Origin of the sequence: Marinimicrobium locisalis (assembly GCF_039822625.1) — a bacterium.
GTDB classification, from domain to species: domain Bacteria; phylum Pseudomonadota; class Gammaproteobacteria; order Pseudomonadales; family Cellvibrionaceae; genus Marinimicrobium; species Marinimicrobium locisalis.
On sequence record NZ_JBDLLG010000023.1, the window covers coordinates 26,530 to 43,226 of the forward strand.

Sequence of the window (16,697 nt, forward strand, 5' to 3'; positions counted from 1 at the left end):
CGCGTATAATTCTCGCACTTCTCCAACCCCGCAAGGGTTGGGGCCCTGACAGACGCGATTGGATCAACGGAGCGAACAATGTCCGAACAACAAACCCTCTCCATAATTAAGCCAGATGCGGTAAAAAAGAACCTGATTGGCGCAATTGAGAGCCGTTTCGAGCAGGCTGGCCTCAAGGTCGTGGCACTTAAAATGATCCACCTGACTCGGGAACAGGCCGAGGGCTTCTACGCCGAGCACAAAGGCAAGCCGTTTTTTGACGGCTTGGTGGAGTTTATGACCTCCGGGCCGGTCTGTGTCCAGGTACTGTCGGGAGAAGGGGCCATCGCCCGCAACCGGGAACTGATGGGGGCCACCAACCCCGAGGAAGCCGAACCCGGCACCATCCGCGCCGACTATGCCGAGAGCGTGTCGGTAAATGCCGCTCACGGTTCCGACTCCCCGGAGTCGGCGGAGCGGGAAATCGCATACTTTTTCGAGCCCGGCGAAATTTTCGTCCGCTGAGACGCTCGGGCCCTGTTGATCTAGGTTATGACCATGACTGCTGCAACCGCTGAAAACATCGCCGAATCCGCCTCTGAACCGGCGCGGGTGAACCTCCTCGGCATGCCCGAGGCCAAGCTGGTGGCCTTCTTCGAGACCCTGGGGGAAAAGCGTTTTCGCGCCACCCAAGTGCTCAAGTGGATTCATCAGCGTGGGGCGGAAAACTTCGATGAAATGACCAACATCAGCAAGGTGTTGCGGGAGAAGCTCAAGGCGAATGCCGAAATTCGCGCCCCCGAGGTCATCGAGCAGCTGGACTCCAAAGACGGCACTCGTAAGTTCCTAATCCGGGTCAGCGGCGGCAGCGTTGTGGAAACCGTCTTTATCCCCGAGGGTGATCGGGGCACGTTGTGTGTCTCCTCCCAGGTGGGTTGTTCGCTGGACTGTAGCTTCTGTGCCACCGGCAAGCAGGGCTTTGACCGGGACCTGACCGCGGCGGAAATTATCGGCCAGGTCTGGATCGCGGCCAAATCCTTCGACCAGCTCCAGCCCAACGGCCCGCGCAAAGTCACCAACGTGGTGATGATGGGCATGGGCGAGCCGCTGATGAACTTCGACAACGTGGTCGATGCCATGAACCTGATGATGGAGGACAATGCCTACGGCATCTCCAAGCGCCGGGTGACCCTGAGCACCTCCGGTGTTGTGCCCGCGCTCGACAAGCTGGGGCAGTACACCGACGCCTGCCTGGCCATCTCCCTGCACGCGCCCAACGATGAGCTGCGCAACGAGCTGGTGCCCATCAACAAAAAGTATCCGATTGCCGTGCTGCTGGATTCCGCTAAGCGCTATATTGCCGGCCTGCCGGATACTCACCGGCGTATCACCATCGAATACACCTTGATCGATCACGTCAATGATCGGCCCGAGCACGCCCATCAGCTAGCGGAGCTTTTGAAGGATGTGCCGGTCAAAATCAACTTGATCCCGTTCAACCCGTTCAACCTCTCCAACTACAAGCGGGTTAGCAACAACGCCATGCGGCGCTTTCAGACCATTTTGATGGAGGCGGGATTCATTACCACGGTTCGTACCACCCGCGGTGAAGACATCGACGCGGCCTGTGGCCAACTGGCCGGCACCGTTAACGATGTGACCAAGCGCAGCGAGCGTTATCGGGCGAAGTTCGATGAGCTGCAAGCGGTTAAGATTATTGCGCCGTCACCTTGAGGTGATGGTCGGGTCAGTGAGGGTTACCATGATAAAAACAGCCAACAAGCCATTTAACGTGATTCGGGCGCTATGTCTGGCGGTCTTTTGTTTGAGTATGATCGGTTGCGTGACCCAAACCACGGGGAATGAGGTGGACCGCAAGGCCGCTCTCGATACCCATTACAGACTGGCACTGGCCTACCTTGATAACCGCAATCGCGACTCGGCCCGTCACCACATTCAGAAAATTTTCGAGCTGGATGATGACTCGGCCAAAGGCTTGGCGGCCCAGGCGGTTTTGTTTCAACTGGAAGGGGAAGCCGAGCTGGCGGAAGACCGGTTCAAACAAGCCCTGAAGGAAGACCCCGGCTTTTCCCAGGCGCGCAATAACTACGCGGCCTTTCTGTATCAGCGCGAGCGTTACGAGGACGCCTTCGAGCAGTTCGAAATCGTCAGCCGGGACCTCGATTACGATCAGCGCGCCCGAGCGCTGCTGAGCCTGGGACGGACCGCCCAGAAGCTCGAGCGGGACGAGCGGGCAAAGGCCGCCTTTGAGCACGCTTACAATCTGGACCCGAATATTGCGCCGGTTCTAGTGGAACTGGCGTTTATCAGCTTCCAGAATGAGGATTACGCCAAGGCGAAGGAATACTTGGACCAGTATTCGCGAGTGGCCCAACAGTCCGCGCGCACGTTGCTGCTCGGTATCAAAATTGAGCGCATTTTTGGCAACAAGGACAAAGAGGCCAGCTACGCCATGGCGTTAAAGAACCGCTTTCCGTATTCCGAAGAGTATCTGGAATACAAGCGTGAAATGAGTCAGTGAGGTCCCGATGTCAGCCGACGAATCGCAAGAGAATAACGAGCCGGTCAACGCCCCCGGCCAGCGCCCCGGCGCGTTACTAAAGTCCGCTCGTGAACAGGCAAAGCTGAGCGAAGAGGACGTCGCGCGCGAGCTGCGGATGACCGTCACCAAGGTTCGTGCCCTGGAAGCGGATGAGTACGAAAAGCTGCACTCGGACACCTTTATCCGAGGTTATTTGCGTACCTATGCCAAGCTGCTGAACCTGGACCCGAACGCCATTCTTGATGCCTACAAGCAGGCGCGCCGCGAGGCGGGTTTGGGCGATGAACCCGAAGAGAGCCCGCTGCAGATCAATGTGCCCGCACCCGCCCGGTCCATGGGAAGGTTTATTGTCTGGATTGTTTTGCTGTTGGTTGGTATCTGGGCGTTGTCCGTTTGGTTCCTGGGCAACCGAGAGGAAGTGGTGGAACCGGCCCCGGTCATGGAGCCGGCCGCGGAGCTCGATGCTCCGGTCAGTGATCTCACCCCCGGCCAAGCGAATGAGCTTAAAGAGACCTCTCCCCGGGAAACGCTGGGCACGGAGGGCACAAGCCTGAACAACCAGAGTCAAGAACTTGCCCCAGACGCTGCCGACCGTACCTCAGCGTTGGCGGACCCGGCGCGGGAGGAGGGCGCTGCCGGCACGCCCGAGCCAGCTCAGGCCTCAGTGGCGGCCGCCGAAGCCGGCGCCTCGGTGTCCCGAGCGGCCGCGCTCAATGAGCCAGAAGCGGGAAGCGAAAGCGACAACCTTGACCAACTACGCTTGAGCTTTACCGAAGAGTGCTGGCTGGAGGTGACCGACAGCCGCGGCGACGTTCTTGAAACAGACCTGATGCAGCCCGGCCAGACACTGGAGTTGCGGGGCGAAGCCCCCTTTACCGTTAAACTGGGCAACGCCGCGGGTGCCGACATTCAGCTAAACGGCGAGCCGTTCGAATTCGATCGTCCCGCCAGTGGTCGCTACCAGGCGGTCACTGTTAATTAATGTGTTCGTACCGATAACCCCGATAGGATCGCATCATGCACACCGAGTCACCGATAAAACGCCGTCAGTCCCGCCAGATTATGGTCGGCCAGGTGCCTGTGGGCGGAGGGGCGCCCATCTCCGTACAGAGCATGACCAACACCGAAACCACCGACGTGGCGGCCACGGTTGAACAAATCCAACGGCTGCAACTGGCCGGCGCCGATATTGTGCGAGTTTCCGTCCCCAGCATGGACGCGGCCGAAGCCTTCGGCCAAATTCGCAAACAAGTGGACCTTCCCCTGGTGGCGGACATTCACTTTGATTACCGCATCGCCCTGCGCGTGGCGGACCTGGGCGTCGATTGCCTGCGCATCAACCCGGGCAACATTGGCCGGGAAAAACGCATCCGCGCGGTGGTGGACAAAGCGCGCGACCTGAATATCCCGATCCGTATTGGCGTCAATGCCGGTTCACTGGAAAAAGACCTGCAGAAAAAATACGGTGAACCCACGCCCGATGCCCTGGTGGAATCCGCCTTGCGGCATGTGGACATCCTGGACCAACTCAACTTTCACGACTTCAAAGTGAGCGTCAAAGCCTCGGACATTTTCATGGCCGTCTCGGCCTACCGAAAACTGGCCGAGCAGATCGAACAGCCCCTGCACCTGGGCATTACCGAAGCCGGCGGCTTGCGCTCGGGCACCGTCAAGTCCTCCGTGGGGCTGGGCGCCTTGCTAATGGACGGCATCGGCGATACCGTCCGCATCTCCCTGGCGGCCGACCCGGTGGAAGAGGTCAAAGTCGCGTGGGATCTGCTAAAGAGCCTGAAGCTGCGCAACAAGGGCGTAAACTTTATCGCCTGCCCGAGCTGCTCCCGGCAGAACTTTGATGTGATCAAGACTATGAACGAGCTGGAGCAGCGGGTGGAGGACATTACCATTCCCCTGGACGTGGCGGTTATCGGCTGCGTGGTCAACGGACCGGGCGAGGCAAAAGAAGCCGACCTCGGCCTGGCCGGCGGTGCGCCCAACAACCTGATTTATATCGACGGCAAGCCCAGCCAAAAACTGGGCAACGAGACACTGGTGGACGATCTGGAGCGTCTGATCCGGGAAAAGGCCGAACAGAAGAAAGAACGCTTGGCCAAAGAAGAAGAGAATATGATTGCCCGCGTTTGATGGAGAGCCGGACGATCTTATTGGCACCTTAAATTAAGAGAAAAGAGACTTAGGATAGCCCCTTGAAAAAACTCCAAGCCATACGAGGAATGAACGACCTACTGCCGGACGACTCCGGCCAGTGGCAATACCTGGAGAACACCCTAAAACGCATCCTCCAGCAATACAGCTACCGGGAAATACGCTTTCCCATCCTCGAAAACACCGAACTGTTCAAGCGCTCCATCGGCGAAGTCACTGACATCGTCGAAAAAGAAATGTACACCTTCGACGACCGTAACGGTGACAGCCTCACCCTGCGGCCCGAAGGCACCGCCTCCTGCGTGCGCGCCTGCGAGCAACACGGCCTGCTCTACAACCAGACCCAACGGCTCTGGTACATGGGCCCCATGTTCCGCCACGAGCGCCCGCAAAAAGGCCGCTACCGCCAATTCCACCAAGTAGGCGTAGAAGTGTTTGGCATGACCGGCCCGGACATTGATGCCGAAGTACTGCTGCTGAGCGCGCGTATCCTGCGCGAACTGGGTGTGGCCGACAAAGTGACGCTGCAACTGAACAGCCTGGGCAGCGCCGAAGCCCGCGCCAACTACAAAAGCGCGTTGGTTGATTACCTGAGCCAGTACAAAGACCAACTGGACGAAGACAGCCAGCGCCGGCTAACCAGCAACCCGCTGCGCATTCTGGATAGCAAAAGCCCCGACACCCAGAAACTGCTCAACGGCGCCCCGATGTTGTTGGACCACCTGGACGACGAATCCAGAGAACACTTCCAGCGGCTCCAGGACATTCTGAACACCGCCGGCGTTCCGTTTGAGGTAAACCCCCGGCTGGTTCGGGGCCTGGACTACTACGGCAAGACCGCTTTCGAGTGGGTCACCGACGCTCTGGGCGCCCAGGGGACCATCTGTGCCGGAGGCCGTTACGACGGCTTGGTGGAGCAACTTGGCGGCAAGCCGACCCCGGCCATTGGCTTTGGAATCGGGCTGGAGCGGCTGCTGTTGTTGCTCCAGGCCACAGAACAGCTACCCGAAGGGCTGGATCGACACACTCAGGTCTATCTTGTGGCGGTGGGTGAGGTACAATCCACGGCGCTGTCATTGGCGGAGCAACTGCGCGATGCTCTGCCGGGGCTTCAGCTGCTGAGCCACTGCGGCGGCGGCAGCTTCAAAAGCCAAATGAAAAAGGCGGACAAGAGTGGCGCCGAAGTGGCGCTGATCCTGGGCGAGGACGAAGCTCAGTCCGGGTTACTCGGGGTTAAGTATCTGCGCGAGGAACAGCCCCAGGAAACCCTCTCCGTGCCCGAGGTGGCTGACCGGCTTCGGTCGCGCTGGCCGGCACTGCGTACCCAATAATCAAGACTGACAATACAAGATTGACAATAATAGGAGCATATCGTGAGTGATTTGACCGAAGAAGAACAGCTGGAAGCCCTTAAGCGCTGGTGGAAAGAAAATGGCAAGTGGGTCATTACGGCCCTGGTGGTTGGCGTCGGCGGTTATTTGGGTTGGACCACCTACCAGGACCAGCAAGAGGCCAAGGCCGCCAATGGCTCCGCCCTTTATTCGGAACTGTTGGACACTTTGCAGGTCCAGAGTGGCCAGACGCTGTCGGACGATGCCCGCGCCGAGGCCGCCGAGTTGGTTAGCCAGCTCAAGGCGGAACACGCAGGTAGCGCTTATGGCGTTAACGCGGCTTTGATTCAGGCCGGCCAAGCGGTGGAAAACGGCGAGCTCGACACGGCCGAAAGCGAATTGCGGTGGGTGCTGGATCAGCAGCCCAGCGACGAAACCCGGCACTTGGCCCAAGTACGACTGGCGCGGGTCATTGCCGCCCAAGGTCAACTGGACGATGCTCTGGCGACGCTGAAGGAAGGCAACCCCTCCGAGGTCATGAAAGCCGAATACGCCGAAGTTCGCGGCGATATCTTGAGCCAGCAGGGTGATACGGCTGGGGCACGGGAGGCCTATCAGTCCGCTTTGGAGTCGCTGGATATGCAACAGCAAAACCGTCGCAGATTGCTACAGATGAAACTCGATAACTTGCAACCGGCAACCGCCAAAGAAAGCGAAGGGGCGGGTGCCGAGGAGAATGCTTCATGAGGTTATGCGCACTGGCGCTATGTGGTTTGCTATTTTCCGGCTGTGCCCTGTTTTCCAAGGACGACGGGACCGAACCGGTTGATTTAGTGGAATTTGAGCCGACCGTTGAGTTGGATTCACGCTGGAAAACCAGTGTCGGTAACGGCACGGGTGGCAAGGTGGTTAAATTGAGCCCGAGCCTTCAGGGTGGGGCCCTCTACGCGGCGAGTTTCAACGGTGAAGTCATTGCCGTGGATACCGAATCCGGTGACCGCCTGTGGCGCCGTAAAACCGGCGACGATATTTCCGGTGGTGTCGGCACCGGTGCCGAGCTGGTGCTTTACGGCACCGGGGAAGGCGAGGTCGTGGCCCTGTCTCGGGAAAACGGTGAAGAACTCTGGCGCCGGCAGTTGACCAGCGAAATTATCTCCTCCCCGCAGACCGATGGTGACCGCGTGGCGGTACAGGCCATTGACGGCAAACTCTTTGCAATGAACGCCCAAAGCGGTGAGATCCTCTGGCAATACGAGAACCAGCCACCGGTATTGACACTGCGTGGCACCGCCTCGCCGTTGATGACTGGCTCGGCGGTGGTCGCGGCCTTTGCCAACGGTAAGGTAATGGCGTTCAACCCCAGTAACGGGCTGACCTTGTGGGAGCGCCGGGTGGCGCTGCCCCAAGGCCGTTCCGAGATTGAGCGCATGGTGGACGTTGACGCATCTCCCCTGTTGGTCGGCTCCACCATCTACTTAGCCTCTTATCAGGGCAATGCCATGGCGGTCAGTGCCAGTAGCGGCCGACCGCTGTGGAGTCAGGAGGCCTCGACCCACAAAGACTTGGCGGTGGAGGGCGGAAACCTGTTTCTCTCCCAAGCCGACAGTGTGGTTCGTGCGCTAAGCACCACCAGCGGACAGCCGCGTTGGGAGAATGACCAGTTGTTGCGTCGGAACATTAACGGCCCGCAAGTGCTGGGCGAATACGTGGCCGTGGGCGATTACGACGGTTATCTGCACTTGCTGAACCAGTCCGATGGCGCCTTTGCCGCGCGGGATCGGTTGGATCGCGGTGGTATCTCCGGCGGGATGGTCACCGATGGCTCGGCGCTCTACGTGCAAACCGACGACGGTGACCTCTACGCTTTGGAAGTTGAGCCTCTGGACTGACCGGCGGACGGTACTTGCCTGAGGGCCAGCACCCAGTCCGAGCGTGAAACGCCAAAACGACGACGATATTGTCGTTGTTTTGGCGTTTTTGCTTCCAGACCTCTCTTAAGGCTCATGTATGCCCCTGAAACCGCTGTCAGGGGCCGATAAAAGTGCTATCCGGCTGTATAAAAGTGCTTCAATCCGCTATCCTAGACGCCTTCGCGTTGCCCGCAACGCCTCTTAACTCTCTGCACCCGTGATACCGTCTTTATGATTCCAGTCATCGCCCTGGTGGGCCGCCCCAATGTGGGTAAATCCACGCTGTTCAATCGCCTGACCCACAGCCGAGATGCCTTGGTGGCTAACCATGCGGGCCTCACGCGGGACCGCAAGTACGGCGAGGCCGAGGTGGACGGCCGCCGGTTTATGGTCATCGACACCGGTGGCATTAGCGGGGAAGAGGAGGGCATCGACAGTGCCATGGCGGGCCAGTCGCTGCTGGCCATCCAGGAAGCGGACGTGGTGCTCTTTATTCTCGATGCGCGCGCTGGCCTGACCGCCGCGGACGAAATGATTGCCCGGCACCTGCGGGTAGAGAATAAGAAAACCTACCTGGTCGCCAATAAAATCGACGGCGTGGACCCCGATCTGGCCCTGGCACCTTTTTATGAATTGGGGTTGGGGGAAATTTTCCCGACCACGGCCACCCACGGGCGGGGCGTGAAGTCGATGATGTCCGAGGTGGTGGAGCAGCTGCCGCCGCCCGAGGAGGAAGTGCCGCCACCGACTATTGAAGGGATCAAGATTGCCGTGGTGGGCCGCCCCAACGTGGGCAAGTCCACGCTGGTGAACCGAATGCTCGGGGAAGATCGGGTTGTGGTCTACGATCAGCCCGGCACCACCCGCGATAGCGTTTATATTCACTATGAAAGGCTCGAAAAACCCTACACTCTGATTGACACCGCCGGGGTGCGCCGCCGAAAGAACGTCTCCGAGTCGGTGGAGAAATTCTCCATCGTCAAAACCCTGCAGGCCATTGACGATGCTCACGTGGCCATTCTGGTAATGGACGCCAGCGAAGGGGTAGTGGATCAGGACCTGCACCTAATGGGCAGCGTGCTGGATGCCGGGCGGGGCCTGGTGGTTGCGCTCAATAAGTGGGACGGGCTGGAAGACGGACACAAGCAGTACGTGCGCAGGGAGTTGGAACGCCGTCTGCGGTTTGTCGATTTTGCCAAAATCCACTTTATTTCCGCGCTTCACGGCACCGGGGTAGGGCACCTCTACGAATCCGTGGAAGGAGCCTACCGTTCGGCCACGGACAAGTTCTCCACCAACTTCCTCACCCGTATTCTACAGGACGCCGTGCGCGAGCATCAGCCGCCGATGATTAACGGCCGTCGCATCAAGCTGCGTTACGCCCACCCCGGTGGCCACAACCCGCCTATTATCGTGATTCACGGCAACCAGACCGCCGCCGTACCCAACCACTATGCCCGTTACCTGGAGAAAACCTTTCGCCAGGTGCTGGACCTGGAAGGTACGCCGGTGCGCATTGAGTTCAAGTCCAGCGAGAACCCCTTCGCTGATCGTAAGAAACCGAAAAACCAGGGTGGACGCGGGAAGAAAGCGTATGGAAAGCCTCAAGGCAAGCCACAAGGAAAGGATCAAGGCGGCCGTGGTAAGAACGGTAAAAGCGGGCGTCGTTCTTAAGGCCGGCTCATGAGCCATCTGCTCCTTATTGTCGTCTGTCTCGGGATTGGCCTGCTCTTGCAGCGGGCCAAGCGGATGCCGGCGGAGGCCGGTACGGCCCTTAATATTTACGTGCTTTACGTCGCCCTGCCGGCGATGATTCTCACCGAAATTCCCAAACTCACGCTGGACCACAGGGCCCTGCTGCCGGTGATCAGCACCTGGGTGGTGATGACCTTCACTGCGCTTTTGGTGTGGGTGACGGCCCGTTGGCTGCGCTGGTCGCGTTCGGTGACCGGCGCCCTGATGTTGATCATTGTTTTGGGCAACACGTCGTTTGTGGGCATTCCGCTTATTCAGGCGCTGCTGCCCCCCGAGGCGTTGCCCTATGCCTTGCTCTATGATCAGGTTGGGACGGTAATCGCGCTTAACACCTACGCCGTTGTGGTGGCCGCCTGGTACAGCGGGCGGAACACCTCGGCGAAACAAGTGGGCAAAACCATCGTCACCTTTCCGCCGTTGGTGGTATTGGCCATTGCCTTTTTGACCTTTCCCTTGGACTACCCCGAATGGTTGCGTTTCACCACCGCGCGCATCAGCGAGAGCCTGGTGCCGGTGGTGATGGTAGCCGTGGGGCTGCAGTGGCAACTAAAGCTCGACCGCGCGCACCTGGTGCCTTTGGGTGTGGGGTTGGGCTACAAGCTGGTGCTGATTCCCGCCGTGGTGTTTGCGGTGTTTGCGGTGGCCGGGCTCGACTCCGTCGCCGCCGATGCAGTCGCGCTACAGACGGCCATGCCCTCCATGATTTCCGCCGGCGTGGTCGCCATGGCACACGGGCTGGCCCCGCGTCTGGTGTCGACCGTGGTGGGGTATGGTTTGCTCCTGTCCTTGATAACGGTTCCTCTCTGGAGTCAGCTGCTTTAATGGCGGGTGCGCTTCGCTTACCGCGCCCTACGGGATGCTTATGGCTCGGTCACACGTAGGGCACGGTAAGCGAAGCGCACCTGCCGTTGATGGTCGGGCAACCGCTTCCTTGGTGACATTGATGGCGGGTGCGCTGCACTTACCAAGCCCTACGGGGTGTATGGGCGACATCCTATCGCCCGCCACACATGTTTACGATTGATGCCAGAACGGTTGGCCGATGGTGGGCGTGCTCGGGCTCGCGGTCTGGCGTCGTTCCATCAGCCCGGCGTGGTACGCTTTGCGGCCGGCATCAATGGCATCGGCAAAGGCTTCCGCCATTAGCGGTGGCTCGTGCGCTTTGGCCACGGCGGTATTCAACAAAATGCCGTCGAACCCCATTTCCATCGCTTCGGCCGCCTGCGATGGGGCGCCCAGCCCGGCATCAATAATCATCGGTACGTTGGGCAAGCGCTCTCTTAGCGTGCGCAGGTTGTAGCGATTCAACAGTCCCTGCCCGGTGCCGATGGGGGACCCCCAGGGCATCAACACCTCGCAGCCCACATCCAGCAACCGCTGGCCCACGATCAAATCGTCGGTGCAGTAGGGCAGAACTTTAAAGCCTTTTTTGGTCAGTTCATCCGCGGCTTCCACCAGTCCGAAAGGGTCCGGTTGCAGATTGTAGTCATCGCCCACCACTTCGAGTTTGATCCAAGGGGTATCGAACATTTCTCGGGACATTTCCGCCAGCGTCACCGCCTCTTTCACCGACTTACAGCCGGCGGTATTGGGGAGCAATTTGCAGCCACTGGCCCTAATATATTGCCAGAAGGCATCGCCACTGCGATCTCCGGGGTTCTGCCGGCGCAGCCCCAGGGTAACGATGTCGCAGCGCGAGGCTTGCAGCGCATCGCGCATAATCGTGGGCGAGGTGTATAGCGCCGTGCCCAACAGGAAACGGCTATCGAACGTTTCGCCGTAAAGCGTTAAAGAATCGCGGCTCATTTAACCTCCTCCCACCGGTTTGACGATGTCCAGATGATCGCCCTCCTGCAAAGTGATATCCCCGTAACGGGAACGGGGCACGAACTCCCCGTTAATCGCCACGGCGAGTTTCTGGTCGCCATACTCCCACTGCTTCAACGCTTCGCTCAGAAGCGTTTTATCAGAGAGCTCGGCGGGTTCGTTGTTCAGGCTAACATTAATCATGTGCGGGCTCTTTCGATAAAGGCTCTTGCGATAAAGGCTCTGAAGATAAATGTCCCGCCCCTTGGGAGGCATTGGGAATCGGACGCTGTAAGAACCTCGCGAAGGGCGTATCCTCCTCGCCGGCGATCTCGGCCAGCACTTGTTTTACCACCGCCGGGGCCAATAAATACCCGTGGCGAAACAAACCGTTGACGGTGATCAAGCCCTCCGTCGTTTCAATATGCGGGTTGTTGTCCAGATACGTGGGCCGCAAGTTGACGGGTTGTTCGAGGATGCGCGCCTCGGCAAAGGCCGGGGAGAGCGTGTAGAGGGCGCTGCCCAGTTCCAGAGAGGACTGCAAAGACATGGGCGAGCGGTCCTCGCTTTCGATTTGAGTGGCGCCGATCACAAAACGGTGGTCGGGTTTTGGGACAATGTATAGCTGGTAGCGTGGGTGCATCAACCGCACCGGACGGTGTAAAACAATCTCCCGGGTGTGAACGTGAAGCACTTCCCCTCGTACACCGCGCACGGCGGGTTGTTGAGGCTTGGCGCCCACCCCTCGGCAATCAATTACCCGATCAAAACGGTACTGTTGGCCGGCGCTGTACAGTATTCCCTCGTCCACATTGACGGGGCATTCAAAGTGGCAGTCGCCGCCGAGTCGCTCGATTGTGGTTAATAGTTGACTCAACAGCTCGCGGTTGTTGAGAAACCCTTCAGCCTCCAGTAGCAGGCCACGCTGGAAACGGTCGCTCAAATCCGGCTCCAGATCATGCAGTTCCGGGCGAGTCACCCATTGGTAACCGTCGGCGGTTTCGGTCACGTATTGAAGCTCCCGGTGGAACTGCGAGAGCTCCGCTTCATCCTGTGGGTGTGAGACCACCAAACTGCCTTGCTGGTGCCATAAGGTGTGTTCACTCTCTAACTGGTTAACCCACAGCGGCCATTGGGCGAGGGCAAACAGCCCCATATCGTAAACCGGACGTTCGGACACCACCGCCTCGCTCAGCGGGGCCACCATGCCGGCGGCGGTCCAGGCGGCGGAGTCAACGCCCGCCCGTGTGCCGGCGTCAAACAGGCTGACACGGTGGCCGCGAAGCAATAGTTGCCAAGCCAGGAGGCGGCCGAGCAGCCCGGCGCCGGCAATGCCGATGGATTCAGTTTCGTTGCCCATAAGACCTCTCTAGCGCTATTGAAGATGGCGAGAGATCAGGCGATTAAAGCAGGGGAAGCGGTAAAGGGGCCTATTGGATTGGCCGGACATGCTTGTTTCCTCCGCAGGCATCAACCTGATCAGGTTCAACGGGTTTCGGTTTTTCCGATCTCAGCCTATGACGCAATTCGCGTGAGGCACCCCGACAAGTCACTCAATAGTAACGAGAGCGGATGATAGAATCAATGGCACTACACGGAGATTAAGGAGTACCCCATGGCGAAACCGAGAATTGAAATCGAATTTTGTACCCAGTGCCGTTGGCTGTTGCGAGCGGCCTGGCTCGCGCAGGAGCTGTTGAGCACCTTTGATGGCGGTGAACTGGGCGAAGTGGCCCTGATGCCGGGCACCGGTGGAATTTTCGAAATCCGGTGCGACGGCGAATTGTTGTGGTCCCGCAAGGCGGAGGGGCGGTTTCCCGAGGCGAAGGAGGTGAAGCAGTTGGTGCGGGACAGAGTGGAGCCGGAGAGGGACCTTGGGCACAGTGACCGGTGATGAAATATTGGTAGGTGGCGCTTCGCTTACCTACCCTACGCCATACGCAGTCCGTCACGGTTCCGTAGGGTAGGTAAGCGAAGCGCCACCTACCATTGAAGCGCCATTAGCCCTCCACTCGGCTCAAAATCTCTCCCTTCGCGACCCGCGTACGAATCCGGTCTCCGGCCTTCACCTGCGCCGCATCGCGAATCACCTCGCCCGCCTCGCCATGCACAATCGCGTAGCCGCGCTCCAGGGTGTTCAACGGACTCACACTCTGCAACATCCGTCCCGCCTCACCCAGGCGCTGGCGCTGCTGCTTGAGGGTCTGTTGCATCTGCCGGTTCAGGCGTTCGCGTTGCTGCTCTACCTGAAGCCGCCATTGGCGCAGGCGGGGTTCGGGTCGCTGCGCTTTTTGTCGGGCCGCCAGGCTGGCCACTCGCTGGTGTGCGCTGGCAAGGCGTTGACGCATTATTTGGTTCAGCCGCAACTCCAGGCCGTCCAGTCGCTGGCTTTGCTGCTGCAGGCGCTCCCCCGGATGGCGAAGCCGCTTTCCCAAATGCTGTGCGTGTTGGTGTTCCGCCCGAAGGCGCCGTTGCATCAGTTGTGTCAGGCGCTGGGCGTAACCTCGGAACTGGCCAAGCCACTCACTCGCGTCCGGTACCACTAGCTCCGCGGCGGCAGAGGGGGTGGGTGCGCGCAGGTCCGCCACAAAGTCGGCGATGGTGAAGTCCACCTCGTGACCGACGGCACTGACTACCGGTACCTCGCTGCTGACAATCGCCCGGGCGACCATTTCTTCATTAAAGGGCCACAGGTCCTCCAGTGAGCCGCCACCCCGGCCCACAATCAACACATCGAAAAGCCCCGCCCGGTTCGCCAGCTCGAACGCCTGAACAATCGCCGGAGCAGCCTCTTTGCCTTGAACCGGCACGGGGAGCAATGTCACGGGAATGCTCGGAAAACGCCGCTTGAGAACCGTCAGAATATCGCGGATGGCCGCACCGGTGCCGGAGGTGATTACCCCGATGTGTTGGGGCAGGGCGGGTAGGGGGCGCTTGCGCGCCTCATCGAACAGACCCTCCTGAAGCAACTTCTCCTTCAGGGCCTCGAAGGCCCGCTGGAGGGCGCCGTGCCCGGCCTCTTCCATGTGTTCGGCTATTAACTGATAGTCGCCCCGGTTCTCGTACAGGCTCACTCGGGCCCGCACCAGTACCTGCTGACCCTGTTGGGGCTGAAAGCGCACCTGCTGGTTGCGCCCGCGAAACATGGCGCAACGTACCTGGGCGTTGTCGTCTTTCAGCGTGAAGTACCAGTGGCCGGAGGAAGGCCGGGCGATATTGGAAATTTCACCCTCCACCCAGATTAACGGCAGGTGGGTTTCCAGCAACTGCTTGGCGCGCCGGTTCAGCTGGCTGACGCTGAGCACTTGGCGTTCGCGGCTCGGGGAATTGAAGTCATCGTTAAACATGACGGCATTATACTCTGCCCGAACTCCCTTTTGGTGGGTGTTTGGCAGTTTACCCAAACCCCTCCTAGCGGTTATAATTGACGGTTTACTTTAAGACCCTCCTGTTAAGTCTCCGCACCCGTTGGTGCATTGGCCAGAGGGTCGTTACTTAGGATGGAAGGTTGGCTGTATGTTGCGTATTGCTGAAGAAGCCCTCACGTTCGACGACGTTTTGCTCCTCCCGGGCTATTCGGACGTCACACCCAAAGACGTCTCCCTCAAGACCCGGTTGACCCGCGGCATTCAACTGAATATCCCGCTGATTTCCTCCGCCATGGATACCGTGACCGAAGCCCGGCTGGCCATCGCCATGGCGCAAGAGGGCGGTATCGGGATCATCCACAAAAGCATGGGCATCGAAAAACAGGCCCAGCAGGTACGTCAGGTGAAAAAATTCGAGGCCGGGGTGGTCAAAGACCCCATCACCATCGAATCCACCGCGACCATCAGCGACCTGCTGGCACTGACCCGGCAAAACAACTTCTCCGGGGTGCCCGTGCTGGACAACGGCGACCTGGTCGGCATCGTCACCGCTCGCGATGTGCGTTTTGAAACCAACCAGAACGCCAAAGTCGCCAACATCATGACCCCGAAAGACAAACTGGTGACCGTCAAAGAAGGCGCCAGCAACGACGAAGTACGCCGCCTGTTGCACAAGCACCGCATCGAAAAAGTCCTGGTGGTCAACGACAACTTCGAGCTCAAGGGCCTGATTACCGTCAAGGACATCAACAAAGCCGAAAAGTACCCCAACGCCTGCAAGGACCCGGAAGGCCGCCTGCGAGTGGGCGCCAGCGTCGGCACCAGCCCCGACACCGACCAGCGCGTGGAGGCCCTGGTCCAGGCCGGCGTTGACGTCATTGTCGTCGACACCGCCCACGGCCACTCCCGCAACGTGCTTGAGGGAGTGAAGCGCATCAAGGCCCATTACCCGGACCTGCAAGTGATCGGCGGTAACATCGCCACCGGCGACGCCGCCCGGGCCCTGGTCGAAGCCGGCGCGGACGGCGTCAAAGTCGGCATCGGCCCCGGTTCCATTTGCACCACCCGCATCGTCAGCGGCGTGGGCGTACCGCAAGTCAGCGCCATTGCCAACGTCGTCGCCGCGCTGAAAGACAGCGACGTACCGGTGATCGCCGACGGCGGCGTCCGGTTCTCCGGCGACCTGGCCAAAGCCGTCGTCGCCGGCGCCCACACCGTCATGATGGGCTCCATGTTCGCCGGCACCGAAGAAGCCCCGGGCGAAGTTGAACTGTTCCAGGGCCGCACCTACAAAGCCTACCGCGGCATGGGCTCACTGGGCGCCATGTCCCAGACCCAAGGCTCCAGCGACCGCTACTTCCAGGACGCCAGCCAAGGCGCGGAAAAACTCGTCCCCGAAGGCATCGAAGGCCGCGTGCCCTACAAAGGCCCGCTAAACGTCATCGTCCACCAAATGATGGGCGGCCTGCGCGCGGCCATGGGCTACACTGGCAGCCACACCATCGACGAAATGCGCACCCAACCGCACTTCGTCCGCGTCACCTCCGCCGGCATGGGTGAAAGCCACGTTCACGACGTACAAATCACCAAAGAAGCCCCGAACTATCCGGTAGGGCGCTAAACACAACCCGTAGACGCATGGGGCTCTGATCGATTTTGGGGTCCCACCAAAGGTAGGTTCGGTATGGGGTCCACCGGTTGAAGACTCTCTGAGGCAAGGATGCCGATGAGAAGCCCCCAAGGACGGGTTCACGGCGGGTCTTCAACCGGTGGACCCCATACCGGACCGGCTACAAAGCTCCAAAACCGAAAGCAAGAGCCC

General features: G+C 59.7%; 16 protein-coding genes and 1 riboswitch. Of the genes, 12 read left to right on the forward strand and 4 right to left on the reverse strand.

Annotation, left to right across the window (positions count from 1 at the left end; genetic code table 11):
• The first annotated feature begins 78 nt into the window (after positions 1 to 78).
• From ndk to AAE514_RS14690, 10 genes are all read left to right on the forward strand, one after another.
• Positions 79 to 504, forward strand: a complete 426-nt coding sequence (gene ndk / locus AAE514_RS14645) for a nucleoside-diphosphate kinase (RefSeq protein WP_347332299.1) — start codon at positions 79 to 81, stop codon at positions 502 to 504.
• Between the two features lie 33 nt (positions 505 to 537).
• Positions 538 to 1,713, forward strand: coding sequence for a dual-specificity RNA methyltransferase RlmN (rlmN, locus tag AAE514_RS14650; RefSeq protein ID WP_347332300.1), 1,176 nt, complete (start codon positions 538 to 540; stop codon positions 1,711 to 1,713).
• 28 nt (positions 1,714 to 1,741) lie between these two features.
• Positions 1,742 to 2,521, forward strand: a complete 780-nt coding sequence (pilW, locus tag AAE514_RS14655) for a type IV pilus biogenesis/stability protein PilW (RefSeq protein ID WP_347332301.1) — start codon at positions 1,742 to 1,744, stop codon at positions 2,519 to 2,521.
• Positions 2,522 to 2,528: 7 nt separating this feature from the next.
• Complete coding sequence (locus tag AAE514_RS14660) at positions 2,529 to 3,524, forward strand: RodZ domain-containing protein (RefSeq protein ID WP_347332302.1); 996 nt, start codon at positions 2,529 to 2,531, stop codon at positions 3,522 to 3,524.
• Between the two features lie 35 nt (positions 3,525 to 3,559).
• Positions 3,560 to 4,684, forward strand: coding sequence for a flavodoxin-dependent (E)-4-hydroxy-3-methylbut-2-enyl-diphosphate synthase (gene ispG / locus AAE514_RS14665; RefSeq protein ID WP_347332303.1), 1,125 nt, complete (start codon positions 3,560 to 3,562; stop codon positions 4,682 to 4,684).
• Between the two features lie 62 nt (positions 4,685 to 4,746).
• Entirely contained in the window at positions 4,747 to 6,036 is a 1,290-nt protein-coding gene (gene hisS / locus AAE514_RS14670) for a histidine--tRNA ligase (RefSeq protein WP_347332304.1), read from the forward strand.
• 42 nt (positions 6,037 to 6,078) lie between these two features.
• The gene (locus AAE514_RS14675) at positions 6,079 to 6,783 is read left to right on the forward strand and encodes a YfgM family protein (protein ID WP_347332305.1); all 705 of its coding nucleotides are present in this window, start codon (positions 6,079 to 6,081) and stop codon (positions 6,781 to 6,783) included.
• On the forward strand, positions 6,780 to 7,925 hold the full coding sequence (gene bamB / locus AAE514_RS14680; RefSeq protein WP_347332306.1) for an outer membrane protein assembly factor BamB: 1,146 nt from the start codon (positions 6,780 to 6,782) through the stop codon (positions 7,923 to 7,925). Before AAE514_RS14675 ends, bamB begins: the two co-directional genes overlap by 4 nt.
• 252 nt (positions 7,926 to 8,177) lie before the next feature.
• Positions 8,178 to 9,620 carry a ribosome biogenesis GTPase Der gene (der, locus tag AAE514_RS14685; RefSeq protein ID WP_347332307.1) on the forward strand — a complete coding sequence of 481 codons (1,443 nt, stop codon included), beginning with the start codon at positions 8,178 to 8,180 and terminating at the stop codon, positions 9,618 to 9,620.
• 9 nt (positions 9,621 to 9,629) lie between these two features.
• Positions 9,630 to 10,523: an AEC family transporter gene (locus AAE514_RS14690; protein ID WP_347332308.1), complete on the forward strand. Its 894-nt coding sequence runs from the start codon at positions 9,630 to 9,632 to the stop codon at positions 10,521 to 10,523.
• A gap of 192 nt (positions 10,524 to 10,715) precedes the next feature.
• Here the strand turns inward: AAE514_RS14690 and AAE514_RS14695 are convergent, their stop codons facing one another.
• Genes AAE514_RS14695 through thiO form a run of 3 tightly spaced genes read right to left on the reverse strand, consistent with a single transcriptional unit; the run spans position 10,716 to position 12,867 of the window.
• Positions 10,716 to 11,507 (reverse strand): thiazole synthase, encoded by a 792-nt coding sequence (locus AAE514_RS14695; protein WP_347332309.1) that lies wholly within the window; start codon positions 11,505 to 11,507, stop codon positions 10,716 to 10,718.
• The gene (thiS, locus tag AAE514_RS14700; protein ID WP_347332310.1) at positions 11,508 to 11,711 is read right to left on the reverse strand and encodes a sulfur carrier protein ThiS; all 204 of its coding nucleotides are present in this window, start codon (positions 11,709 to 11,711) and stop codon (positions 11,508 to 11,510) included.
• Complete coding sequence (gene thiO / locus AAE514_RS14705; protein WP_347332311.1) at positions 11,704 to 12,867, reverse strand: glycine oxidase ThiO; 1,164 nt, start codon at positions 12,865 to 12,867, stop codon at positions 11,704 to 11,706. The genes thiS and thiO overlap by 8 nt, the downstream gene beginning before the upstream one ends.
• Positions 12,868 to 12,946: 79 nt before the next feature.
• A riboswitch (TPP riboswitch) is annotated at positions 12,947 to 13,061 on the reverse strand.
• Positions 13,062 to 13,122: 61 nt separating this feature from the next.
• Here thiO and AAE514_RS14710 point away from each other — a divergent pair.
• On the forward strand, positions 13,123 to 13,401 hold the full coding sequence (locus tag AAE514_RS14710; RefSeq protein WP_347332312.1) for an Rdx family protein: 279 nt from the start codon (positions 13,123 to 13,125) through the stop codon (positions 13,399 to 13,401).
• Positions 13,402 to 13,507: 106 nt separating this feature from the next.
• On the opposite strand, the gene xseA is transcribed toward AAE514_RS14710, so the two are convergent.
• Positions 13,508 to 14,854 (reverse strand): exodeoxyribonuclease VII large subunit, encoded by a 1,347-nt coding sequence (gene xseA / locus AAE514_RS14715; protein ID WP_347332349.1) that lies wholly within the window; start codon positions 14,852 to 14,854, stop codon positions 13,508 to 13,510.
• Between the two features lie 169 nt (positions 14,855 to 15,023).
• Here xseA and guaB point away from each other — a divergent pair, with 169 nt between their 5' ends.
• Positions 15,024 to 16,496 (forward strand): IMP dehydrogenase, encoded by a 1,473-nt coding sequence (gene guaB / locus AAE514_RS14720; RefSeq protein WP_347332313.1) that lies wholly within the window; start codon positions 15,024 to 15,026, stop codon positions 16,494 to 16,496.
• The last annotated feature ends 201 nt before the right edge of the window (positions 16,497 to 16,697 follow it).